General features: G+C 73.1%; 20 protein-coding genes. 15 read left to right on the top strand and 5 right to left on the bottom strand.

The window, feature by feature from the left end:
- Positions 1-25: 25 nt before the first annotated feature.
- Entirely contained in the window at positions 26-952 is a 927-nt protein-coding gene (locus tag ACVUH9_RS18470; protein ID WP_475759572.1) for a lysostaphin resistance A-like protein, read from the bottom strand.
- 68 nt (positions 953-1,020) lie between these two features.
- Positions 1,021-2,373: a mannosyltransferase family protein gene (locus ACVUH9_RS18475; RefSeq protein WP_475759573.1), complete on the bottom strand. Its 1,353-nt coding sequence runs from the start codon at positions 2,371-2,373 to the stop codon at positions 1,021-1,023.
- Between the two features lie 99 nt (positions 2,374-2,472).
- Between ACVUH9_RS18475 and ACVUH9_RS18480 the strand changes: the two genes are divergently transcribed.
- The 3 genes from ACVUH9_RS18480 to thiL all read left to right on the top strand — a co-directional run bounded on the left by ACVUH9_RS18480 (position 2,473) and on the right by thiL (position 5,935).
- Positions 2,473-4,590 carry a transglycosylase domain-containing protein gene (locus tag ACVUH9_RS18480; RefSeq protein ID WP_475759575.1) on the top strand — a complete coding sequence of 706 codons (2,118 nt, stop codon included), beginning with the start codon at positions 2,473-2,475 and terminating at the stop codon, positions 4,588-4,590.
- Positions 4,591-4,716: 126 nt separating this feature from the next.
- A complete protein-coding gene (gene infA / locus ACVUH9_RS18485; RefSeq protein ID WP_475759577.1) occupies positions 4,717-4,935 on the top strand; it encodes a translation initiation factor IF-1 in 219 nt (72 codons plus the stop codon).
- A 16-nt stretch (positions 4,936-4,951) separates the two neighbouring features.
- A complete protein-coding gene (thiL, locus tag ACVUH9_RS18490) occupies positions 4,952-5,935 on the top strand; it encodes a thiamine-phosphate kinase (RefSeq protein ID WP_475759579.1) in 984 nt (327 codons plus the stop codon).
- A gap of 161 nt (positions 5,936-6,096) precedes the next feature.
- Here thiL and ACVUH9_RS18495 read toward each other — a convergent pair whose 3' ends face one another.
- Positions 6,097-6,759, bottom strand: a complete 663-nt coding sequence (locus tag ACVUH9_RS18495) for a class E sortase (RefSeq protein WP_475759581.1) — start codon at positions 6,757-6,759, stop codon at positions 6,097-6,099.
- Between the two features lie 35 nt (positions 6,760-6,794).
- A complete protein-coding gene (locus ACVUH9_RS18500; protein WP_475759583.1) occupies positions 6,795-8,594 on the bottom strand; it encodes a hypothetical protein in 1,800 nt (599 codons plus the stop codon).
- Between the two features lie 108 nt (positions 8,595-8,702).
- On the opposite strand from ACVUH9_RS18500, the gene ACVUH9_RS18505 reads away from it, so the two are divergent.
- The 11 genes from ACVUH9_RS18505 to ACVUH9_RS18555 all read left to right on the top strand — a co-directional run bounded on the left by ACVUH9_RS18505 (position 8,703) and on the right by ACVUH9_RS18555 (position 21,087).
- On the top strand, positions 8,703-9,407 hold the full coding sequence (locus ACVUH9_RS18505) for a response regulator (RefSeq protein WP_475759585.1): 705 nt from the start codon (positions 8,703-8,705) through the stop codon (positions 9,405-9,407).
- Positions 9,408-9,411: 4 nt separating this feature from the next.
- Positions 9,412-11,007, top strand: a complete 1,596-nt coding sequence (locus ACVUH9_RS18510) for a sensor histidine kinase (protein ID WP_475759587.1) — start codon at positions 9,412-9,414, stop codon at positions 11,005-11,007.
- 116 nt (positions 11,008-11,123) lie between these two features.
- Positions 11,124-12,602 carry an alpha,alpha-trehalose-phosphate synthase (UDP-forming) gene (locus ACVUH9_RS18515; RefSeq protein WP_475759589.1) on the top strand — a complete coding sequence of 493 codons (1,479 nt, stop codon included), beginning with the start codon at positions 11,124-11,126 and terminating at the stop codon, positions 12,600-12,602.
- A gap of 728 nt (positions 12,603-13,330) precedes the next feature.
- On the top strand, positions 13,331-13,774 hold the full coding sequence (rpsF, locus tag ACVUH9_RS18520; RefSeq protein WP_475759591.1) for a 30S ribosomal protein S6: 444 nt from the start codon (positions 13,331-13,333) through the stop codon (positions 13,772-13,774).
- Between the two features lie 311 nt (positions 13,775-14,085).
- Positions 14,086-14,742, top strand: a complete 657-nt coding sequence (locus tag ACVUH9_RS18525; protein ID WP_475759593.1) for a single-stranded DNA-binding protein — start codon at positions 14,086-14,088, stop codon at positions 14,740-14,742.
- A 340-nt stretch (positions 14,743-15,082) separates the two neighbouring features.
- A complete protein-coding gene (gene rplI / locus ACVUH9_RS18530; RefSeq protein ID WP_475759595.1) occupies positions 15,083-15,535 on the top strand; it encodes a 50S ribosomal protein L9 in 453 nt (150 codons plus the stop codon).
- Between the two features lie 341 nt (positions 15,536-15,876).
- The gene (dnaB, locus tag ACVUH9_RS18535; RefSeq protein ID WP_475759597.1) at positions 15,877-17,439 is read left to right on the top strand and encodes a replicative DNA helicase; all 1,563 of its coding nucleotides are present in this window, start codon (positions 15,877-15,879) and stop codon (positions 17,437-17,439) included.
- Positions 17,436-17,732 carry a hypothetical protein gene (locus ACVUH9_RS18540; protein ID WP_475759598.1) on the top strand — a complete coding sequence of 99 codons (297 nt, stop codon included), beginning with the start codon at positions 17,436-17,438 and terminating at the stop codon, positions 17,730-17,732. Before dnaB ends, ACVUH9_RS18540 begins: the two co-directional genes overlap by 4 nt.
- Before the next feature lie 82 nt (positions 17,733-17,814).
- Positions 17,815-18,633 (top strand): ATP-binding protein, encoded by an 819-nt coding sequence (locus ACVUH9_RS18545; RefSeq protein ID WP_475759600.1) that lies wholly within the window; start codon positions 17,815-17,817, stop codon positions 18,631-18,633.
- Positions 18,634-18,757: 124 nt separating this feature from the next.
- Positions 18,758-20,071, top strand: coding sequence for an adenylosuccinate synthase (locus ACVUH9_RS18550; RefSeq protein ID WP_475759602.1), 1,314 nt, complete (start codon positions 18,758-18,760; stop codon positions 20,069-20,071).
- A 98-nt stretch (positions 20,072-20,169) separates the two neighbouring features.
- Positions 20,170-21,087 (top strand): hypothetical protein, encoded by a 918-nt coding sequence (locus ACVUH9_RS18555; RefSeq protein WP_475759604.1) that lies wholly within the window; start codon positions 20,170-20,172, stop codon positions 21,085-21,087.
- Between the two features lie 12 nt (positions 21,088-21,099).
- Here the strand turns inward: ACVUH9_RS18555 and ACVUH9_RS18560 are convergent, their stop codons facing one another.
- A complete protein-coding gene (locus tag ACVUH9_RS18560) occupies positions 21,100-21,834 on the bottom strand; it encodes a hypothetical protein (RefSeq protein ID WP_475759605.1) in 735 nt (244 codons plus the stop codon).
- A gap of 106 nt (positions 21,835-21,940) precedes the next feature.
- Here ACVUH9_RS18560 and ACVUH9_RS18565 point away from each other — a divergent pair, with 106 nt between their 5' ends.
- Positions 21,941-22,861 (top strand): TIGR03620 family F420-dependent LLM class oxidoreductase, encoded by a 921-nt coding sequence (locus tag ACVUH9_RS18565; protein WP_475759607.1) that lies wholly within the window; start codon positions 21,941-21,943, stop codon positions 22,859-22,861.
- Positions 22,862-22,880: the final 19 nt, after the last annotated feature.

Raw genomic sequence — 22,880 nt, forward strand, 5'->3', positions numbered from 1 at the left:
CGCTCGCCCGCGGCTGGTCTGCGGCTCAGGTCGACTCGGCGACCTGGCTCCGGGGCGGCGGTGCGGGCCGGAGCGGCCAGGCGGGCAGCTTCGCGCCGATCAGGCGGGCGATCACGGCGAACGCCGAGAGGATCGTGAAGGCACAGAGCCAGAGCGCGACGCCACCCGCGAACGACCAGTCGAGCGCGACGGTGATCGCCAGCACGTTGTTGGTCATGTGCAGCGCGATCGGCGCGTAGAGCGAGCCGCTGGCCTGGTAGAGCAGGCAGAGGACCGCGCCGAAGAGCGCGAGGATCGGGAGGAAGATCGCCTTCGACCCGGCGGCGTGCAGCGCCCCGAAGATCAGGCCGTCGATCACGGCAGCGACGCCGATCGCGACGTACTTCGGGGAGATCCGGCCGAGGCTGTTGCGGAGCCCGGTGTAGACGACCCCGCGGAGCAGGAACTCCTCGCCGATCGGGGCCAGCACGGTCACGCAGAAGGCGACGACGATGCCGGCGATGGCGGTGTCCTTGGCCCCGAGCTTCTCGGGCAGATCGTCCTTCTGGTCGCCGACGCCGAGCAACGAGCCGAGCAGGGCGGACAGCAGCGCGTAGGCCACGAACGCGAGCACGACCGCGCCGACCACCAGCCACGGGCGCGGCGGCATCCGCAGTCCGAAGTCGCGGCGCCGGACCGGGCCGATCATCAGGACCAGGATCAGGACCGGGACGGCGACGAAGACCCCGTTCTGGAGCACCGACGAGATCGCCGTGCCCGCGATCTTGGCCGTGGTCGAGCCTTCGCCGATCAGGAGCGCGGGGATCCCGATGAAGAGCGCGGCCCCGAAGGTGGTGATCAGGGCGACCAGCGCGTGGCTCGCGCCCCAGCGGTGCTCCGACGGCGACGGCAGCGGGACCGGGGCCTCGGACGGGGCCGGCGGCGGCATGGCGGGCGACGACGACGCGTTCACGGGCCCGAGGCTAGCGAGAAGACCTGAAGACCAGCCATTCCCGGGCGTGTTGCGCGGCCGCGCGGTGCTCAGGCCACGAACGTCCAGCGGGCCGTGAGGGCCGAGACGCCGGCGAGCAGCAGGATGCCGGTGACCGCGAGCGCGACCCCACGACCACGCTGCCACGAGCCGCGCGTCACCCACCAACCGGTCCACATCGCGAGCGGGAACAGGACTCCGAGGAACCGCGGCAGCGACATCAACGGCTCGCCCCCGCCGACGGCCGGCGAGCTGAGCGGCAGCAGCAGGGCGCAGGCGGTGTAGGCGGCGTAGGCCGGGGGCAGCCGCCGCGCGACCCCGACGAGCACGCAGAGGCCGACCACCAGGAAGGCCAGGAGGACGGGGTTCATCCACTCGGCCCCGGGCGTCGCGGCGCTCACGCCGGTCGTCCCCAGCAGCTGGGCGAGTCCGTCGCCGGCGGCCTCGACCGACCGGAGCAGGCCGACGAACGGGCCGACGTTCTCGCGGCCCCACTCCTGCTGCTGGTCGAGCGCGGTGGTCCAGCCGTGCCCGGCGATCCTCAGCGAGATCGCGAAGACGATCGTGCCGAGCGGGACCGCCGCCGCCGCCAGCCACGGCCGCCAGTCGTCGATCGCCGGCCAGCGGCGGGCTCCCGGGGGTGGGTCGGAGCGGGGATCGTCGGGGCGCGGCGCTCGGGCCCGTGCCCGGTACTGGGTCCAGGCCAGGACCGCGAGCGGCACGATCAGGACCACGCCCGCGCTGCGGGTCGACGAGGCGAGCGCCCCGAGCAGCCCCGCCAGCAGCCAGGCACGCTGGCGGGCGGCGAGCAGGCAGCCGGCCGAGAGCAGCAGGAACAGCCCCTCGGAGTAGACGGCGGTCAGCCACATCGACCCGGGGAAGGCGAGCAGCGCCCAGACCGCGGCACCGGCGGCCCGTCGGCCGAGCTCGAGCTCGGTCAGGCGGTGGACCAGCATCGCCCCGACGAACGCGCAGACGAACGAGATCAGCAGCCCGGCGACCAGCGGCGAGCCGACGACCCAGCCGCCGGCCCGCATCAGCACCGGATAGAGCGGGAAGAACGCGGCCCGCGGCGGGTACGAGGTCGGGTAGCCGACCTCGGCGATGTCGAGGAACCAGACCGCGTCCCAGCGCGCGAGCGGCGCGATCAGGTTGCTGAAGGTGTGGCCGAGCTCGGTCGTGTAGCCGGCGGGGTCGTAGACCTTCCGCGCCGGCTCGAGGCCCCAGATCGCGACCGCCGTGAGCCCGCTGAGGACGACCACCAACCGGGTGATCAGGAACGCCGGAAGCACCGCCAGCGCGGTCTGTGGCCAGGACGTTGGACGCCGATCGGCGTCGGGTGGCGCGACCTGCTCCGGCGCCGTGAGAGCGCTCGGCCAGTCGAGCTGGGAGTCGCGTCCCATCCCGTGCATGGTGTCGAACCAACACCGCCCGCGCGCTGCAGCCACCGCTGCAACCGGCAGGAGAATGCGCGTCGGCCCGGTAGCCTTGCCGGAGTCCCTATGTCCCATGCTGCCCGCAAGCGCCGTCAGCGCCGCTCCAAGGGGGGCGCCGCGCGCGTCCTACTCGTCTTCTTCTCCGTCGTCGGCGTCGGCCTCGTCGTCGGTGCGATCGGGGCGTTCGGCTACGTCTCGAGCATCGCCGACAGCGTCGACCTGAACGACCTCGCCGAGGTCGATCCCGGGGCCACGTCCGTCGTGTACTCGTCGGACGGGACGCGGCTCGGGTTCCTGCGCGGGCCGGTCCTGCGGCAGCCGGTCGCCTCGACGAAGATGGCCAAGACCGTCCGGCAGGCGACCGTCGCGGTCGAGGACCGCCGCTTCTACGAGCACGGGGGCGTCGACGTCGAGGGCATCTTCCGCGCGGCCACGCGCAACATCACCAGCGGCAGCAACGTCGAGGGCGCGTCGACGCTCGAGATGCAGCTGATCCGCAACCTCTGGACGAAGGACACCTCCAGCAGCCTCAAGCGGAAGATCCGCGAGGCGAAGCTCGCTGGCCAGCTCGAGGACCGCCACCCCGGTCCCGACGGCAAGGAGTGGGTGCTCACCACCTACCTCAACTCGGCCCCGTACGGCGTGTCCGGCGGCCAGGAGATCAAGGGCGTGGAGGCCGCGGCCCGGGTCTTCTTCGACACCACCGCCAGCCGCTTGACCGTCGGGCAGTCGGCGATGATCGCGGGCCTGCCGCAGGCGCCGACGCAGTACAACCCGTACACCAACGCCCCGGCCGCGCTCAAGCGCCGCAACGACGTGCTGCGGCGGATGGCGGAGCAGAACTACATCACCCCCGCGCAGGCGGCGAAGGCCCAGAACCAGCCGCTCGGGCTGAAGAAGGGCGACTACTACACCGCCCGTCGCGAGCAGGGCTTCATGGACTACGTGAAGAAGGAACTGGTCAAGAGGTACGGCCGCAAGCGCGTCTCCCAGGGCGGGTTGAAGGTCCACACGACGCTCGATCTGCGCAAGCAGCGGCTCGCGCGGGCCGCGATGGCGAAGAACCTGCCCGCCGCCAGCGACCCGAGCGCCGCCGTCGTGACGATCCAGCCGAAGACCGGTGACATCCAGGCGATGGCGAGCTCGCTCGCCTACGGCAAGTCGCAGTTCGAGCTGGCCTCGCAGGCGAAGCGCCAGCCGGGATCGACCTTCAAGATCATCGTGCTCGCGGCCGCGCTGGAGCAGGGGATCAGCCCGAGCACGACCTACCCGGCGCCGGGGACCTTCCCGATCCCGGCGCGGTGGGGCACCGGTGAGGTCAAGAACTTCGCCCGCGAGGGCAGCACGGGCACCCGGATGGACCTGGTCCAGGCGACGCTGAAGTCGGTCAACACCGTCTTCTTCCAGCTCGACCTCGACGTCGGCCCCGAGAACGTCACCAAGACCGCCCGCGCGATGGGTGTGACCTCGAAGCTCCAGAGCTTCCCCTCCGAGGGCATCGGCGGCCTCGGTGAGGGCGTCACCCCGCTCGAGATGGCGCGGGTCTACGCGACGCTCGCCAACCGCGGGAAGCGGACCGTGCCGCGGGCGATCACCAAGGTCGTCTTCCCCGACGGCCGGGTCAAGCGCCCGCAGCGCGTCCGCGCGGTCCAGGCGCTCAAGCCCGGGGTCGCGAGCGAGATCACCCGGATCCTCGAGAAGGACATCCAGTCCGGCACCGCGAAGTCGGCCGGCTACGGCTGCCCGGCCGGTGGCAAGACCGGCACCTCGGACAAGGCCGCCGACGTCTGGCTGACCGGCTACACGCCGAACATGGCGACCGCCGTCTGGGTCGGGTACCCGGGCAGCCGCCAGCCGATCCTGTCGACCTCGACGGCCGGCACGAACATCCAGGGCGCGACCGTGGCCTCGCCGATCTGGCACGACTACATGGCCGCCGCCCACGGCAGCTTCTGCGAGCCCTTCAAGGGCCTGGTGTCGTTCAGCGGCTCGAAGGGCTCCGGGCAGTACGCGACGTCGGGCGCCCCCGATTCGGGCGACTCGACGGGGACCGATTCGACCGATTCGACCGGTGGCGACTACACCGGCGACAGCGGTGCCGGTCAGGGCAGCGCCCGCTCGACCGACGGCACGGGCGGCCCCACGCCGTACCGGCCGGACGCCGCCGCGACCGCGGGCAACTGAGCGGTCGCCCGGCGACGCGACCGGGAAGGCCGGGGGCTCGCGCGGGGCGCCGATCGCCCGTAGCGGCGGGCGATCCGGGCCTAGGCGGTCCGCGTCGAACGGCTCCCGACTGGTACCGTAGGTCGGATGGCTAAAGAGGAAAAAGTCGAGTTCGAGGGCGAGGTCGTTGAGGCGCTGCCCAACGCCATGTTCAAGGTGAAGCTCGACAACGGTCACGAAGTACTCGGCCACGTGGCCGGCAAGATGCGGCGCTTCCGCATCCGCATCCTTCCCGGCGACCGGGTACGCGTCGAGGTCTCGCCGTACGACCTGACCCGCGCCCGGATCGTCTACCGCCACCGGTAGGCGACCGGCCGCTCGCATGGCTGAGCGGGCGCTGATCGAGGCGTTCACGGCCCGCCTCCGCCCGCGCGACGAGCGTCTGCTCGTCGGGCCGGGTGACGACGCCGCCGTGGTGCAGGCCGCCGGCTCGCTGGCGGTGACCAGCACCGACACGACCGTGCTCGGCGTGCACCTGCCGCTGAACCAGCCGCGGGTGACCCCGGCGGTCGTCGGCCACCGCGCGCTGGCCACCGCGCTCTCCGACCTCGCCGCGATGGGCGTGCCTGCGGGCGAGGCCTACGTGGCGCTGACGTTGCCGTCGACGTGGGGCGACGACGACGTGCTCGAGCTCTTCACGGCGATCGAGACGCTGGCCGAGTCGACTGGCACCACGATCGCCGGCGGCGACGTCAGCGACGGCGGGACGCTGGTGGTGACCGTCACCGTCGTCGGCTGGGCCGCCGACGGCGATGCGCTGCTGCGGCGGACCGAGGCCCGGGTCGGCGATCTCGTCGGCGTGACCGGGCGGCTCGGGGGCAGCGTCTGCGGGCTGGCGCTGCTGCAGGGCGCGCCGACGCTCGCCGCCTACGACGACCGGCCCGTCCGTGACGCGCTGATCGAGCGCTATCTGCGGCCGCTCCCGCGGCTGGAGGACGGCTTGCGGCTGCGCGCGGCGGGCGTCCGCACGGGGATCGACCTCTCGGACGGGATCGCCACCGACGCCGACCACGTCGGACGCGCTTCCGGCGTGCAGCTCGCGATCGACGTCGACCGGCTGCCCCGGCAGCTGGGGGTCGACGAGCTGGCGGTCGCCACCGGCGCGGATCCGGCCGAGCTGGCGGCGACCGGGGGCGAGGACTTCGAGCTGCTCGTCACCGCACCCCCGGACATCGCGGAGACGATCCCCGGCCTGACGTGGATCGGCGAGGTCCGGGCGGCGGTCGACGGCGCCGATCCGGGCGTGTTCCTGCACCGCAACGGCTTCCCGGTCCGCTGGGCGGGCTGGGAGCACCGCGGCGGCTGAGCCGAGCCCGAATCGAACGAACGGTGGTTCGGTCGAACGTCGCTCGGAGCGAACGCGGCTCTGATCGAACACCGCTCTTGCCGAACGCTGTTCGTGAGGTCGCGGACCGGCTGCCGGCCGGCTGCCGGGCGGCCGACGGCGGGCTATGCGGTCGACGCGGGCTAGGCGGTTGGGGTTGCCCCGCGGAGGCGCGCTGACTGCAGCTTGGCAAAGACGACGATCCGGCGCGCGGAGCTGAACGGCGGGTCGCAGGCGGTCAGGACGAGCTGGTCGTAGGGGCGGCGGTCGAGCACCCAGCGGCTGTCGGCAGCGACCCGGCGAACGCCGATCACGCGGTAGGAGAAGCGCCCGTACGGCGGCTCGAGCTGGATCTCGTCACCGCGGTGCAGCTGGTCGAGGTGCCGGAACGGGGCCAGGTAGGTCGTCCGGTGGCCGGCGATCGCGACCGTCCCGTGCTGTCCGGGGAGCGGCTGCGACGGGTAGAAGCCGGGGCCTTTGGTCAGCGAGTCGGCGTCGCTGCCGAAGACGACGACGAAGTTCGCGCCGACCTTCGGGATCCGGATCCGGGCCGCCGGGTCTCCGGGCCGCAGCTGCTTCTCGAACCGGCGGGCGAGGAAGCCGAGCCGCTCGGGGGCACCGTCGAGGGTGGCGAGCCGGCGTTGCTCGGCCGGGGTCGACGCCGTGGGGGGCAGCCGGTCGAGCCGGTCGCCGAGGTCGTCCTGGCGGAGCTTGGCCACGACGGCCGTCACTGGCTCCTGCCAGAGGTAGGTGACGACGACGTCGAGCACGACCAGGACGCCGACGACGAGGAGCAGGGTCGACACCGCGCGCAACGTTCGCCGTACGCGTGTCGACCGGATCATCGTCGTTCGAGTCTGATCGTCATCCCTTCGTCGTCTGGGGTGGTTTCGTCCTCGTCCGCGGGGAGGGGATCGTCCTCGTGGCGCCGCTGTCGCCGCTCCCGCCGCTCGGCCTGGAAGCGGGCGAGCCAGCGGTTCGTCGCGGCCGGCACCAGGGTCAGGCAGGTCGCGATGAAGGCCCCGAGCACGAGGCTGAGCAGCAACAGCGTGAAGGGGGTGATGTGGCCTCCGGCCGCGAGCAGGACCAGCCACCAGGGGACCTGGGTCAGCGGCACGTCGAGGTCGGACATCACCGTGATCGCGGCGGCCAGCGGCAGCAACGCGCCGAGGGCGGTCAGGCCGAGGCGGTGGAGCGGCTGGAGGAACGGCAGCGGGGCGATCGCGGCGGGCCACGCGAGCGCCGCGGGGAGCAGCAGGACGGCGGCGAGCGGGTTGGTCACGACGAGGACCGCCAGCACCAGCGCGACCATGCCGAAGACGGCGACGGTGACGGTGGTGCGGGTCGGCCGCAACCGTCCGGTCGCCTCCCGGGTGAGCACGGGCCGCGCGATCGCGACCGTGGCCACGAGGATCGCGAACAGGACGATGACGAGGACCCAGGCTCCCGTGCCGGTGTGGATCGCCTGGCCGGCGTAGGGGGCGGGCGTCGCCGGCCAGACCACGCCGATCCGGCCGAGCCCGACGGCCACGAGCGCGGCGACCAGCGGCCCGACCGCGCAGCCGGCGGTCCAGGCGGCACCGGCGGCGAGCGGGTGGCGGTCGCGGGCGAGCGACAAGCCGACCACCAGGGCCGCGCCGAGCATCGGCACCAGGACGGCGAGCAGCAGGACCCGCAGCGCCCAGGCGGGCAGCTCCTGCCCCGCCACCACCAGCCCGGTCTGCTGAGGGCCGACCGAGCCGTCGATCGCGTCGACCGCCCGCATGCTGCGGAGCGCGGCCCGGCCGTAGGCCCCGAACCGTTCGGGGGCGACCGCGGCGTCGGCGGTGGCCGGCGGTGCCCCACCGGCGGAGAGCAGGACGCTCGGGAGCCCGGCCTGGTTCAGCTCGCCCTGCTCGCCGACCGTGGCCGGGAGTCCGCGGCGGACCAGCTGTGGCCAGAGGCCTTCGCTCGTGGCCGGGTGCAGCCCTTCGTCGCGCAGCGCCGACTCGACGGTTCGCTGCCACCGCAGCGGGCCGGCAGCGACGCTGTTCGACCACGGCACGACCTGCGGCTGGCGCCCCGCTCCGCCGGAGAGGTCGCCGAGCACGAGCACGGCGGAGACCGGCTCCTTCAGGGTCCGGGCGAGCTGGGTGGCGCCGACGAGCCCGCCGCCGGCGGCCCCGGTGGTCGAGACGAAGCGGATGGTGTGCTGGAAGCGGGCCTGGCCGACGGCGCGGGCCAGCATGATCAACCCGGCCGTGCCGGTCAGCTCGGCGCGGCTGACCGGCTCGAGGGCGTCGCGGTGGGCCACGACCACGATCTCGGGGCCTGGCTGGCCGAGCAGGGTCACCGAGACGTTGCGGAGGGTCCGGTTGCCGTCGGGCGTGTCGGCGCGGAACTGCTCGGTCCGGAGGGTCGCGGCGGGCAACGCGCGTTGCAGCTCCTGGCCGACGCGGGTGGCGAGCGCGTCGTCTCCGGCCGAGCCGGCGCGCCGGTCCGGGTAGCGGCTGGCCAGCTCGTTGACGAGCGCGATGCCCCGGTTGTTGTCGAACGCGGCAGCGGTCAGGTCGGCGCTCAGCGGACGTGGCTGCTGCTGCAACGAGAACGCCGCGATCAGCGCCGCCAGCAGCAGCGCACCGATTCCGACTCGCAAGGTCAAGGACCGCCAGCGTACCGGCGGCGTACCCTGTTGAACGCCCCCCTCACGACAGGATCCACCGTCTCGGGACGGGGACATCCGCCGACGCACGGGACGACGACGCCACAGATGACCACTTCCGCCCGCATCCTGGTCGTTGACGACGAAGAGTCGATCCGGACGCTGCTCGCCTTCCCGCTGCGCCGTGACGGCCACGACGTGGTGACCGCGTCGACCGGCGCAGAGGCCCTCGAGCAGTTCGATCGGACCCGTCCGGACCTGGTCCTGCTCGACGTGATGCTGCCCGGGATCGACGGGTTCGAGGTCTGCCGTCAGCTCCGCGAGCGCTCGGCGGTGCCGATCATCATGCTCTCGGCGCGCGGTGAGGAGGTCGACCGGGTCGCGGGGCTCGAGCACGGCGCCGACGACTACGTGACCAAGCCGTTCTCGGTCCGCGAGCTGCGCAGCCGGGTCCGGGCCGCGCTCCGCCGTGCGGCGCTGCCCGCGGTCCTGTCCGGCGAGGCGCCTGCGATCGAGGTCGACGAGCTGCTGATCGAGCCGGACCGCCGGCGGGTCACCGTCCGTGGCGAGGAGGTCGAGTTGACCCACCTCGAGTTCGAGCTGCTGGTGACGATGGCCCAGGCTCCCGGCCGGGTCTTCACCCGCGACATGCTGCTGGAGCGCGCCTGGGGCGGCGCGGCCTACCGCGAGCGGCGGACCGTCGACGTCCACGTGCTCCACCTACGCGAGAAGATCGAGCGCAACCCGAAGGACCCCGAGTACGTGATCACGGTGCGCGGGCTCGGCTACCGGTTCCGCGACGCGGACGCCTGAGCCGGTGCGCTGGCGGGTGCGGTGGTCGCTGCGGCTGCGCCTGACCGCCGCGTTCGTCGCGGTGACGGTGATCGCCGTCGCGGCGATCTCGATCGAGGTGCTGCCGACCCTGGAGTCGTCGATGGCCCAGCAGCGTCTGCGGGCGCTGGCGCACGAGACCCGCCAGGCCGTCGACGACGCTCGCCACGGGGTCCCGGCGACCTCCGCCGTCCGCCCCTCCCCGGGTGGTGCCTCCGGCGCCGCTGGCAGCGCGACCCCCGGGGGCGCCGGCACCGCCGACGGCAAGGCGTCCGGAAGCACGGGGACCGCTGGCGCCGGCACGACCACCACAGGGGCGAGTCGCCCGAGCCCGGCCACCCGGGCCAGCGGCTCCGCCACCCGGCGTCCGGTCGCGGTCAGCAACCAGCGGCTGGTCGAGACGATCGCGGTGCGTACCGGCGGGTGGGTCGCGGTCCTGTCCCGCGGTCCCGACGACCTGCTGCCGGTGGTGCGCCAGACCAGCCGCGCGGCGCTCGTGCCCTCGGCGACGGTGATGGCGCTCGCGGGCCGTGCCCTCGACGAACAGCGCCTCGTCCTCCAGACCGACGATCGTGACGGCGCCCTGCGGGCGGTCGTCGCCGTCCCCATCCCGCCGGACGGGACCACCGCGGCGCCGCGGGTCGCGGTCGTCAGCGAGGGCCTCGCTGACGTCCAGGCGACCGTCTCGCTCGTCCGACGGCGGGTCCTGATCGGCGGGATGCTGGGCATCCTCGCCGCGCTGATCGCCGGGGCGGTGATGGCCGTCGGCGTCTCGGCTCGACTGCGCCGGCTCGAGCACGGCTCGCGCGAGGTTGCCGCCGGTCGCTTCACGACCCGCTTCAACGTCGACGCCGACGACGAGCTCGGCTCGCTCGCACGCTCGCTCGACACGATGCAGCGCCAGCTCGCAGAGCTGGACAACAGCCGCAAGCGGTTCATTGCGACCGCCTCGCACGAGCTGCGGACGCCGCTGCAGTCGCTCTCGGGCTTCGTGGAGCTGCTGCGGGACGAGGACCTCGACGAGGAGACCCGGCGCAGCTTCCTGGAGCGGCTGGCGACCCAGATCAGCCGGCTGACCCGGCTCTCCGGAGACCTGCTCGACCTCTCCCGGCTCGAGAGCGGCGGCGTCGACCTGCGCCCGGAGGACACCAACCTCCACGAGCTGGCCGAGCAGGTCGCCGGCGAGTTCCGGCCGATCGTCGAGCGCGACGGGCGTCCGTTGCGGGTCCGGTTGATCGGCCCGGCGGTCATCCAGCGGTGCGATCCGGACCGCGTCGGCCAGCTGATCCGGATCCTCGTCGACAACGCGATCAAGCACTCCGGCGAAGGCGACGCGGTCGAGATCCGCGTCGACCGCCGCGGCGGCGTCACCCGGATCGCCGTCAGCGACCACGGCCCGGGAATCCCGCCCGCGGAGCTGCCGCACATCTTCGATCCGTTCCACGGCACCGGGGCCGGGGGCGGATCCGGGGCGGGACTGGGGCTGGCGATCGCCCGCGAGCTCGCCCACCGGATGCGCGGGACCCTGCGCGTCGAGTCCGAGCCCGGGACGACGACCTTCGTCCTCGAGCTTCCGGCCTGAGCCTCCGGCCAGCGTCGGCGACCGGCCGGTCCGGAGCTGCGAGGCCCCCGCCGAGCCTCGCATCCTGCGGCCCGACGCCCGTGGGCGGCCGCCCGTCGCCCGGTACCCTGGTGGCGATGACCGAGCCCGTCCAGCAGCCGCTCGTCCTGGTCTCCAACCGGGGGCCGGTGACGTACGACGTCGACGGCAACATCCACCGTGGGACCGGTGGCTTGGTCACGGCGCTGACCGGCCTCGCGTCGCACCGCCGGGCGACCTGGATCGCCAACGCGATGGGCCGTGGCGACGCGACCCGGGCCCGCAAGGCCGACGGTCGTGCCTTCACGGTCGACTCGCCCGACGGCGGCTCCTACGACGTGCGGCTCGTCGTCAGCGACGAGCTCGCCTACGAGCGCTTCTACAGCATCATCGCCAACCCGATGCTGTGGTTCATCCAGCACTACCTGTGGGACCTCTCCAACGCTCCTGACGTGCGTTCGCACGAGGTCGAGGCCTACGAGTACGGCTACAAGATCGTCAACCAGGACCTCGCGGATGCGGTCGTCGAGGAGATCGACGGCGAGGAGCACCCCGTCGTGATGATCCACGACTACCACCTGTACCTGCTGCCGGCGATGATCCGCAAGCGCCGGCCGGACGTCTTCCTCCACCACTTCGTCCACATCCCGTGGTCGCAGTCGGACTCCTGGCGCGTGCTGCCGTCGAAGATGCGCGACGAGATCTACCGCGGGATCCTCTCCAACGACATCGTCGGCTTCCATACGCGCAGCTACCGCCGGAACTTCCTGCAGTGCTGCGAGGACCTGCTCGAGCTCGAGGTCGACCACGCCCAGGGCGTCGTCAAGATCGACGACCGCGAGGTCTGGGTCCGCGCCTACCCGCTGCCGATCGACGGCTCGGCGACGCGCGAGGTCTCGCGACGGGCGCGGGTCCGCGAGTTCGAGGACGAGCTGCTGCGCCGCCGGCGCGAGTACATGATCCTGCGCGTCGACCGCGCGGACCTCTCGAAGAACGTGCTGCGCGGGTTCTCCGCCTTCGACCTGTTCCTCGAGCAGCACCCGGAGTTCAGCGAGCGGGTGACGTTCATGGCCCAGCTGATGCCGTCGCGAACGGACGTGCCCGAGTACCGCGAGTACCTCGAGCGGATCGAGGCCCTGGTCGCGGTCGTCAACCATCGCCACGGGACGCCCGACTGGATGCCGATCCAGCTCAAGCTCCGCGACGACGTCGAGGAGGCGATGGCGGCCTACCGCCACTACGACGTCCACATCGTCAACGCGATGTTCGACGGCATGAACCTGGTGGCGAAGGAGGGGCCGATCGTCAACGAGCGCGACGGCGTCTCGATCCTGTCCGAGAACACGGGAGCGCACGAGGAGCTCGGCGAGTTCGCGCTGACCGTCAACCCGTTCGACGTGCAGGCGCTCGCCAACGCGATCCACCGGGCGCTGACGATGAGCGCCGAGGAGCGCCAGCATCGCGCGGAGGGCCTGCGCGAGATCGTGCTGCGCCGGAACCCCGGCGACTGGATCGACGACCAGCTCGTCGACGTCCGCCGCAAGACCTCGGGCGCCGCGGCCGACGACGCCGACTGAGCCGCCCACAAGCGGCCTCACGGGCCGAACTCGGCCGCGGCGCTGGGAGCCGTGCGGTGCCCGCCCGTGCGACGCGTCGGCGCGGCCGGCGCGAACGTCCGGGCCGGAGCGGGGGCGGTCGCGGCGGGCGCGACCCGGGCCCGAGCCCGCCCCGATGTCGTCGCCGGCGTCCGGCTGGCCGGGCCGCGGGCGGGGCGCCCCGACGTCCGACGGGCCGGGGCGTCCGACGGGACGGTCCGCCGCCGGCTTCGGTGGCCGGGAGGCCGGTCCCGGCGACGTCGAGGGCCGGAGGACCGCGACCGGTCGCTCGCCCGGTCGTCCGGGGTGGTGGTGCGACGCGTCGGACGGGCCGGCCCCGGACGGGCAGCGACGGAGGAGGTCGCGGGCCGCGCCGCGGTCGGTGGCGTCGCCGGGTGGACGCCGCCGGCTCCCGCGCTGGCTGCGGGCGGCGGAGCGGCCGTCGCGAGCCTCGCGCGGCCGTCGGGGACCGCAGGCGGCGAGCCGCCCAGTCGCGGCCCGAGCGTGACGAGCGCGATCGCGAGCCCGACTCCGCCGACGGCCACGACGGTGCCGGGTCGGGAGCGGAGCTGGGTCCGGGGCGGGGTCGGCGGAACGGGGCGGTTCTCGGTCATCGCACCCCGTTGACCCGCCAGCCGCTACCGTTTCGCCCCCGGACTTCGCGTCCGGACCTGGGGCCCGCACGCCACCTCGATCGCCACACCCTCGGGGTGGACGACCGGACGGCGAGGGCTTTGCTACTGTCGATCGTCGCGTTCCACGCGAATTCTCTTATGGCCGCTCCCGCTCCTTCATACGACCTCGTCATCCTTCTCCACGCGTCTGCTGAAGAGCAGCTGCGTCAGAAGCTGGCCGTCGATATCGACAAGCTGATCCAGGAGCAGGGCTCGCTCCTCGAGGGTCGGGAATGGGGTGTGCGCCAGCTCGCCTACCCGATCAACGACGAGGCGACCGCGGAGTACCGCGTCTTCCGCTTCAAGGGCCCGGCCGAGCTCCTCGTCGAGCTCGACCGCCAGCTGAAGATCAACGACTCGGTCCTGCGTCACCGGATCATCAAGCTCGAGCGGAACCCGGTCGACCTTCCCGATCTCGCCGAGATCGACGCGAACGCTGTCGCCGCCGGCGCTGCCGTCGCCGCCGCCGAAGAGGCCTGAGCCTCCGGCTCATCGCTCGCGCCGACCCGCTGTCGGCGCGCCGGATCGGTGCCGCCCCTTGGGCGGCACTTCTTCGTTCTGGGTCCGTCGAATCGCCCGACGGTTGCCCTGTCCCGGTTCTCTGCTGCTAATCGAGGGGTTCCCTGTGGGAGTCCCCGATCCGCCGCTGGTCCTGGGATGCTGCTTTCCTTGAGGTGACGTGTCGTACTGCGTCACCTGGCGACCGATTTCGTGCCGATCCTGTGCGCTTGGCGGCCCGCCCCGCCCCGGCCGCTACCGTCGGCCGACGTAACCCCGAGAAAGAGGACCCCATGCCGATCAACCGCGTCACGATCGTCGGGAACCTGACCCGCGACCCCGAGCTTCGGGGACTGAATTCCGGTGGCTCCGTCTGCTCGCTGCGCGTTGCCGTCAACGCGCGCCGCAAGGACGGGGCGACGGGCCAGTGGGTCGACGAACCGAACTTCTTCAACGTCAGCGTCTTCGGCAACCAGGCCGACGCGACCGCCAAGTTCCTCTCGAAGGGACGCCAGGTCGCCGTCGACGGTCGCCTGCGCTGGCGTGAGTGGACGGACCAGCAGGGCAACAAGCGCGAGTCGATCGAGATCGTCGCGCAGGAAGTCCAGTTCATCGGCGGCCGCGAGGGCGGTCCCGGCGGCGGCGCCCCCGGTGGCTCGGGCGGCGGGCAGGGCGCCTGGGGCGGCCAGCAGGGCGGCCAGGGCGGCCCCGCGCCGGCCGACGACTGGGGCGGCGGCGGAGGCGGCGGCCAGCAGGGCGGCGGCTTCTCCGGGGCCGGTCAGGGCTACCAGGTCGACCAGAGCGACTTCGGCGGCGGTCCGCCGGCCGGCGGTCAGCAGGGTCAGCAGGGCCAGCAGGGTGGATGGGGCGGCCAGCAGGGCGGCGGCCAGGCACCGGCTCCCGGCCCCCAGAGCGTTCCGGCGCCGGCCGACGACGACATCCCCTTCTAGGGCGGTCACGTCTGAGGCGTCCGTGGACGCATCGCATCTCGGCGCGCGTGAGCCTCGGCAGTGCTGGCGCACAGCTCTCGACTCACGCGCACCGACCTGCTCGGTCCACGAACACCTCAGGCGCAGCCGCCGCGGTCATGCCTTGGCGCCTGCGCGCCGTCTCTCGGTCCACGAACACCTCAGGCGCAACCGCAGGTGCTGAGGTGCATCCGCGCCGACGCGGCGAGCGGCCCGCTCGAGCGGGCCGCTGTCTCGGGCGCGGACGTGTCAGAATTCCCCGTCCTGCTGAGGGGCGCAGCGCCGTGCTGCGCCCGGCACGACAGAATCGAATCTGGTCCGCATGCCTGAAGCAATTCTCCTCCAAGACGTCCCGCAGCTCGGCTCCAAGGGTGCCGTCGTCGACGTCTCCAAGGGCTACCTCCGGAACTACCTGCTCCCGCGCAAGCTCGCCGCTCCGGCGACCAAGGCCGCGCGTGAGGACGCCCAGCGCGTCGCCGCCGCGCACTCGCGCCAGCGCGCCGAGGCCGTCGCCAACGCCCGTGAGCAGGCCGACGCCCTGACGAACACGGTCCTGACGATCGCCCACCAGACCGGCGAGGACGGCCGTCTGTTCGGTTCGGTCACCAACCAGGACATCGCCGACGCGATCAAGGAAGCGCGTGGCATCGACGTCGACAAGCGCAACGTGCGCCTCGGCGAGCCGATCCGCGCGACCGGCACCTACGTCGTCGACGTCGAGCTGACCGAGGGCGTCATCGCCAACGTCAAGACGATGATCGTCACCGAGCGCTAGAGCGCTCCCGCCGAGGGCACGGCCCTCGGCACGAGTCGCACGCCGGACGGAGCGGACCGCTCCACCGGCATGCGGCCTCCGCGAACGGCGCCGAGCTCGGCGCCGTTCGCGTTCTCGGTCGCGGAGCTGTTCCCGCACCGTCTGGCGCGGCCGCGCGACGCCACCCCTCGGGGGAGACCACGGCGAACGCGGCCACGCCAGAGAACGACCGACCGGTCGAGAACGCCCGTCCGGCCCGACGCTCGCCCCGCTGCCCGCGGAGTTCCCGCTATCTGCGAACGCCGCGGGCCGTCGCCACCGGGTCCACCGACCCCCGCTGCTAGGTTCGAGCTGCCCGCTCCATGACTCCAGACCACGACCACGACGCTCCTCCGCCCTTCGACGACTCGTACTCGGGCTCGGACGACCTCGGGGGATACGACGGCGGCGACGCGCCGGCGATCGGCGCGGCCCACGTCCCGCCACACGACCTCCACGCCGAGCAGGCCGTGCTCGGGGCGATGATGCTGTCGGAGCAGGCCCGCTACGGCCTGACCGTCGAGGACGGCCTCAAGGCCGAGGACTTCTACGCCCCGCAGCACCAGGTCACGTTCGACGCGATCCGGCAGCTCTACAGCGAGAACCAGCCGATCGACTCGATCACCGTCGTCGAGCAGCTACGGCGCTCCGGGACGATCGACCAGGCCGGTGGCCGCGAGGCGGTCTGGCAGCTGACCGCGGCGGTGACGGAGGTCGCCGCGCTCCCACGGCACGCCCAGATCGTCCAGGGCCTCGGCAAGATGCGGCGGCTGCTCCAGGCCACGTACGAGATCCAGACCGCCGTCCTCAAGGGCGACAACGACCCGGCGCTGATCGTCGAGCAGGCCCAGGGCCTGGTCTTCGACGTCTCCGAGGACGAGGACAACAAGGGCCTGCGGAGCGTCGCCTCGTTCATCGACGGCGAGGTCCAGCGGCTCGAGGAGCTGGAGAAGGACGGCCGCGACATCACCGGCCTCGAGACCGGATTCCGGGACCTCGACAAGGAGACGGCCGGCCTCCAGCCCGGCGCGATGGTCGTGCTCGCCGCCCGACCCGCGATGGGCAAGTCGGCCTTCGTCACCAACCTGGCCGAGAACGTCGCGCTCCAGGGCAAGGGCGCCGTCGCCCTGTTCTCGCTCGAGATGCCCGAGCGCGAGCTGCTCCAGCGCGTGCTCGCCTCGCAGGCGGCGATCAAGGGCGACGACGTCCGCAAGGGGCGGATCGGCGACCGCTGGCCCGACGTGCTCGAGGTCGCCGACCGGCTCGCGCAGGCCCCGCTCTTCATCGACGACAGCTCCGACATCGGGATCATGGAGATCCGCGCCAAGGCCCGGCGGCTGGCCGCGAGCCACCCGCACGGCGTCTCGCTGGTGATCGTCGACTACCTTCAGCTGATGCGAGCCGACGGTCGCGCCGAGAACCGCGTCCAGCAGATCGGCGAGATGTCGCGAGGGCTGAAGATCCTCGCCCAGGAGCTGAGCTGCCCGGTGATCGCGCTCTCGCAGCTCTCCCGTGGCGTCGACTCGCGACCGGACAAGCGCCCGCTGCTGAGCGACCTCCGTGAGTCCGGCAACATCGAGCAGGACGCCGACCTCGTGATGTTCCTCTACCGCGACGACTACTACAACAAGGAGACGGCGGAGCCTGGCGTGGCAGAGCTGATCATCGCCAAGAACCGTTCCGGCCGGACCGACACGATCCGGCTGCTGTTCCAGGGCGAGTACCCGCGCTTCCTGACGATGGCCCAGCCGTCGCAGACCCCGGGCGGCCCGCCCGCGAACTTCAGCGGTCCGCCGATGCCCGCCGGCGTCGGTGGCCCCGGAGCCGGTGGCGGACCACCCCTACCCGGCGGCGGGGTGGGCGGGCCTCCTCTCCCGCGCACATGAGCTCCACGACGCCCCCCAACTCCCGCGGCACACTCGCGTCGGCCGCCGGCTGGACGCTGCGCGTGCTCGGCCAGACGCTGTTCCTGCTCGGCCGCGCGACGACCGCGGTCGGTCGGGTCCTGACCGCCGCCGGCCGCTCGACCACGGCCGCCGGACGGGTGCTCGGCGAGGGCTCCGCCGATCCGGCGCTGCCCCCGGCCGCCGACGCGTGGTCCCGGACCGGCGGGGCGGCTTCGGCCCCGGGCCGGGCCACGGCCGCCGACCACCGGGCGCCTGCCCCCCGGGGCAGCTGACGTGCGCTGCCCCTACGGCATCTGCGACGGCTCCGGCTGGACGATCGACGAGCGCACACGGTCCGCGGCGGAGTGCCGCTGCATGCCCGAGCAGCGGGCCGCTCGTGCGGCGGGCAAGCTTCGCGCCCGGATTCCGCGGGAGTACCAGACCGCGTCGTTCGAGCACACCAACATCAGCGGCCTGCCGCGGCTGGTCGTGCGTGACGTCCGCGGCTACGTCGACGCGCTCGACGAGCGGGTCGAGGCGGGCGACGGGCTCTGGATCTCCGGCAGCGTCGGCACCGGCAAGACCTGGCTGGCGATGCTGGTCGCCCGCTACGCGATCGAGCGCGGGCATCCGGTCGCCGTCTACTCGGTGCCGCGGCTGCTCTCGGAGATCCGCCGGACCTACGACGGCGAGGGCACCACGACCCTCGACCTGCTCGACCAGCTCACGAGCGTCGCGCTGCTGGTGCTCGACGACGTCGGGACCGAGCGCTCGAACCCGTGGGTGCTCGAGCAGCTCTACACGATCATCAACGAGCGCTGGCAGGAGCGGCGGGCGATCGTGCTGACGACGAACCTCGACCCGATCGCGATGCAGGAGCAGATCGGGGAGCGGACCGTCTCCCGGCTCGAGGGCATGTGCCAGATGATCACGATCGATGGGGTCGACCACCGGACGTCGCGTCACCGGCTCGACCCCGGCGCGACCCAGCTCGACCAGCCCGCCTACGACCGCGACCCCGGCAGCCAGCAGCCTGGGGCGAACCTCGGCGCACCGCCGCCGTTCGACCCGCGTGACGCGGGTGCCGGCCCCGCCGGCGGCCCCGACCGGGTGCCGGTCCCGCCGACCTGGGGCGTCGACCCCGGGGGCCTGCACCGCCCGGTCCGCCGCGGCTACGACGGCCGCGACCGCTAGCCCGGCTGGGCGGACGGCGTCCGCTGCAAGCAGGGGGAAAGCCGCTCCGCGCGGGGGTCGTGCCGGTCACCGCCGAAGGGTGAGCGAGTGGCCTGCCGCCACCGACCGATAGGCTGAGCAAGAAATGCCTGGCATCGTGATCGTTGGCGCTCAATGGGGGGACGAGGGCAAGGGGAAGCTCGTCGATCTCCTGGCGGAGCGCTCCGACGTCGTCGTGCGCTTCCAGGGCGGGAACAACGCCGGGCACACGATCGTCCACGGCGACACGAAGTACGCCTTCCACCTCGTGCCCTCCGGGATCCTCTACCCGGGCACGACCTGCATCATCGGCAACGGCGTCGTCGTCGACCCCGAGGTGCTGCTGGGTGAGCTGGAGCAGCTGGGAACGCAGGGCGTCGACGCCAGCGGGCTGCGGATCAGCCCCAACGCGCACGTGATCATGCCGTACCACAAGCTGCTCGACGTGGCCGGTGAGACGCGGCTGGGCAAGAACCAGATCGGCACCACCAAGCGCGGCATCGGCCCGTGCTACGCCGACAAGGCGCTGCGGCTCGGGATCCGGGTCCAGGACCTGCTCGACGAGACGATCCTGAAGAAGAAGATCGTCGCGGCGATGGAGCCGAAGGCCCGCTCGCTGCGCCCCTGGGAGCGCGACCCGGTCCTCGACCTGCAGTCGATGACCGAGACCTACCTCGCCTTCGGGCACAAGCTCGAGCGCCACGTCGCCGACACCGCCGCGCTCGTCTGGGACGCGCTCGACGACGGCGGCAGCGTGCTCTTCGAGGGCGCCCAGGCGGCCCTGCTCGACATCGACCACGGCACCTACCCGTTCGTCACGTCGTCGAACCCGGTCGCGGGCGCCGCGGCGGTCGGCTCGGGCGCCGGTCCCAAGGACCTCGACGAGATCTGGGGCGTCGTCAAGGCGTACTCGACCCGCGTCGGCGCCGGACCGTTCCCGACCGAGCTCGACGGTCCGCTGGCCGACGGCCTGCGCGAGAAGGGCGGCGAGCGCGGCACGACGACCGGGCGCGACCGCCGGATCGGCTGGCTCGACCTGATCTCGCTGAAGTACGCCGCGCGCCTCTGCACGCTCGACCAGCTCTGCATCACCAAGCTCGACGTGCTCTCCGGGCAGAAGACGATCAAGGTCGCGACGCAGTACCGGACCGCCGACGACGCGATCCTCGATCGCTTTCCGTACCACCAGACGGTGCTGCACCACGCGACGCCGATCTACGACGAGCTGCCCGGCTGGGACGAGGACATCACCCACGCCCGCAGCCTCGACGACCTGCCGCAGGCCGCCCGCGACTACCTCGACTACATCGAGGAGCAGGTCGGCGTGCCGATCGGGATGATCGGCGTCGGCCCGGCCAACGACGAGATCATCTGGACCGAGGCCGGGCGCGCCTCGGACGCGGGGCGGCTCACGGCCTAGCGGGCCGCCGGCGGGTAGGCGGCCGGAGAGCAGCTCGTTCTCGGGCACCGGCCGGCCTCCTGCCGCATGCGGCCGGAGGGCCGCAGTAGGGTCGCCCCATGTGGCGTGTGACGACCGGGCAACCACGACGGCTAGCGCGGGCCGCGCCGCTCGTGCTGGCGCTCGCGGTGCTGCCGGCCATGACCGCCGCGGAGGCCGTCGCGGACGGTGCCGTCTTCACCTGCCTGAACCAGGGTGGGATCGAAACGGCCGCCGGCCCAGGGTACGGCGGGGTCTGGTTCTCGCCACCCGTCGACGGGAACCAGCGGCTCAACGTGGCCCTGGTCGTGGGCACCGACGAGGAGCCGGTGCGCGCGGCGCTGCGGGCGTGCGGGATCGAGCCGCAGGTCGACCTGCGACCTGCGGCCTACCCGTTCTCCGCCGTCCTGGCCGCCCAGGCCGAGCTCGGGCGGCGACTGCGCGGCTACCCCGGCGGCAGCGGCCTCGTGAGCTACGGGATCCCCGTGCGCGACGACCGCTTCGTGATCGCCGTGACCTTGCATCTGGACGCGACCGACGCGCAGGTGGCCGCGCTCCAGCAGCTCGCGACGTCCGTCACGGCCGACACCGGCATCCCGATCGTGTTCGACGCGCAACGGAGCGGCTTCCCCTCTCCGGCGACCGCGGATTCTCCGCCGCTGCCTCTCCCGGAAACGAAGCCCGTGCCGCGACCGGCGGCCACGGCGCGGATCATCACGACCTCGGGCTCGCGCCGCCAGGCCCTCCGGACGGGCGCGGTTCGGCTCCGCCTCCGCGGCCTGGGCGACGCCACGACGGTCACGCTGAAGACCGCTTTGGGCCGACGGATCGTGGTCGGCCGGGGCGTCGCCGCGGCGCGCAACGGCACGACCGTGGTCCGGATCCGGCTGACCGCGGCGGGCCGCGAGCGGATCCGGGCCGGGAAGCGCCTGTCGTTGGCCGTCACGCTCCAGACGGCCGACGGCACGACGACCGGGCAGCGCCTGCTGCTCCGCTGAACCTCCGGCGGGTCAGCCGGCGCTGCTCATCGCCACGTCGGTGGCGCCGTCGGGGAGGAGCACCAGCCGCTCGCCGCGGCGGAGCGTCCGCCGGGCGACGAGCCCGGTCGAGAGCAACGCGATCGAGGCCAGCGCGATCTGGACGCTGACCGCGCCCTCCTCGGTCCAGTAGACGTCGTCGAGCTTCAGCAGCAGCGCCGATTCGTCGAGGGTGAGGGCGACACCCGCCCCGAACGGGACCGCCAGCCAGCGGTCTGCGCCCGCCGACCGCGACACGATCGCCGCTCCCCCGGCGACGAACGCGACGACGATCCCCGGCACGAAGTGGTGGACGTGGGTGTCGCGGACGACCACGTTGCGGAACGGCCCGAACCGGCCACGGCGGTGGATCATCGTCGTCGACAACCGGGTCAGGAGCCAGACGCCGGTGAACGACAGCAGCAGGTTCAGCAGCGCGTTCTCGCGGTCCGAGCCCTCGCGGTAGCCGGTGACCGCGACGTGGACGGTCTCGCTGACCGCCTCGGCGCCGGCGTCCAGCAGCGTGCCGTCGGTCTCCGACGGCAGCGGCGCCGACCCGCGACGCCAGACCCGGCCGACCTCGACCGCTACGGCGAAGGCGCCGGTGAGCGCGGCCGTCCCGGCGAAGACCCGGGTCCGGCGCTCGGCGGCGCGGTGCGCGGCGGACTGGCGGCGCAGGAGGGTGCGGACAACGCCTCGTGGGCGCCGGAACGGCGCGACGCTCGACATCAGCCCAGCCTAGCCGCCGACCGCCGCTGTCCGTGATCGCCGTGCCCGCCGGGAGGCCGTGGGCCGATCGCTATGTTCGCCACTGGAGACGGCGACGGAGGACGATGTGCACGGGACGACGTACGAGGAACGAACGGCGCTGCGCGAGCGGCTGGGCCCGGTAGGGGTCTGGTGGACCGCGCTCGGCGACGTACCGGCTGCGGTCGAGCGCGAGGCGGCCCGCGAGCTGGAGGCGCTCGGCTACGGCTCGCTCTGGTTCGGCGAGGGGCCGACCAACAAGGAGCCGCTGGCCGACGCCGGGCTCCTGCTGGCGGCGACCGAGCGACTGCTGATCGGGACCGGGATCGCCAACATCTGGACCCGCGACCCGGTCGCGATGCACGCCGGAGGGCAGACGCTCGCCGAGGCCTACCCGGGCCGGTTCGTGCTCGGGATCGGGGTGAGCCACGCCTCGTTGGTCAACGCGCGCGGGCACGACTACGCCCGGCCGCTGACGGCGATGCGGGCCTACTTGGACGGCATGGAGGCGTCCCCCTACGCCGGGCCCGAGCCCGCCGACGGGGGACCGCGGATGCTGGCCGCGCTGCGCCCGAAGATGCTCGAGCTCTCGGGCCAGCGGACCGCCGGTGCCCACACCTACTTCGTGCCGCCGGAGCACACCGCGGCCGCCCGAGAGCGGCTTGGGCCCGGGCCGCTGCTGGTACCCGAGCAGGCGGTCGTGCTGGAGACCGATCCGGCGGTCGCGCGAGCGCTCGCCCGCGAGCACATGGCCTTCTACCTCGGCGCGCCGAACTACCGCAACGCGCTGCTCGAGCTGGGCTGGACGACCGACGACCTCGACGGGGGCGGCTCCGACGGGCTCGTCGACGCGATCGTGGCCTGGGGCGACGAGGCCGCGGTCACCGAGCGGGTCCGGGCCCACCACGACGCCGGCGCCGACCACGTCCTGGTCCAGCCGATCGCCGCCGGGATCGACGCCTCGCGTGGGGTCCTACGGCGGCTGGCGGGTCCGCTCATGACGGGCTGAGCGACCGCGGGGGGGGGGG

It is taken from the genome of Patulibacter ginsengiterrae (genome assembly GCF_056269115.1).

Excerpts from the sequence above, each read along its gene's own strand:
- ACVUH9_RS18525 (WP_475759593.1), top strand. The coding sequence starts at position 14,086 with ATGCCGATCAACCGCGTCACGATCGTCGGGAACCTGACCCGCGACCCC.
- ACVUH9_RS18475 (WP_475759573.1), bottom strand. The coding sequence starts at position 2,373 with ATGGGACGCGACTCCCAGCTCGACTGGCCGAGCGCTCTCACGGCGCCG.
- ACVUH9_RS18545 (WP_475759600.1), top strand. The coding sequence starts at position 17,815 with ATGCCCGAGCAGCGGGCCGCTCGTGCGGCGGGCAAGCTTCGCGCCCGG.
- thiL (WP_475759579.1), top strand. The coding sequence starts at position 4,952 with ATGGCTGAGCGGGCGCTGATCGAGGCGTTCACGGCCCGCCTCCGCCCG.
- ACVUH9_RS18560 (WP_475759605.1), bottom strand. The coding sequence starts at position 21,834 with ATGTCGAGCGTCGCGCCGTTCCGGCGCCCACGAGGCGTTGTCCGCACC.
- ACVUH9_RS18515 (WP_475759589.1), top strand. The coding sequence starts at position 11,124 with ATGACCGAGCCCGTCCAGCAGCCGCTCGTCCTGGTCTCCAACCGGGGG.
- rplI (WP_475759595.1), top strand. The coding sequence starts at position 15,083 with ATGCCTGAAGCAATTCTCCTCCAAGACGTCCCGCAGCTCGGCTCCAAG.
- infA (WP_475759577.1), top strand. The coding sequence starts at position 4,717 with ATGGCTAAAGAGGAAAAAGTCGAGTTCGAGGGCGAGGTCGTTGAGGCG.
- ACVUH9_RS18555 (WP_475759604.1), top strand. The coding sequence starts at position 20,170 with ATGTGGCGTGTGACGACCGGGCAACCACGACGGCTAGCGCGGGCCGCG.
- ACVUH9_RS18505 (WP_475759585.1), top strand. The coding sequence starts at position 8,703 with ATGACCACTTCCGCCCGCATCCTGGTCGTTGACGACGAAGAGTCGATC.
- ACVUH9_RS18540 (WP_475759598.1), top strand. The coding sequence starts at position 17,436 with ATGAGCTCCACGACGCCCCCCAACTCCCGCGGCACACTCGCGTCGGCC.
- dnaB (WP_475759597.1), top strand. The coding sequence starts at position 15,877 with ATGACTCCAGACCACGACCACGACGCTCCTCCGCCCTTCGACGACTCG.
- ACVUH9_RS18550 (WP_475759602.1), top strand. The coding sequence starts at position 18,758 with ATGCCTGGCATCGTGATCGTTGGCGCTCAATGGGGGGACGAGGGCAAG.
- ACVUH9_RS18480 (WP_475759575.1), top strand. The coding sequence starts at position 2,473 with ATGTCCCATGCTGCCCGCAAGCGCCGTCAGCGCCGCTCCAAGGGGGGC.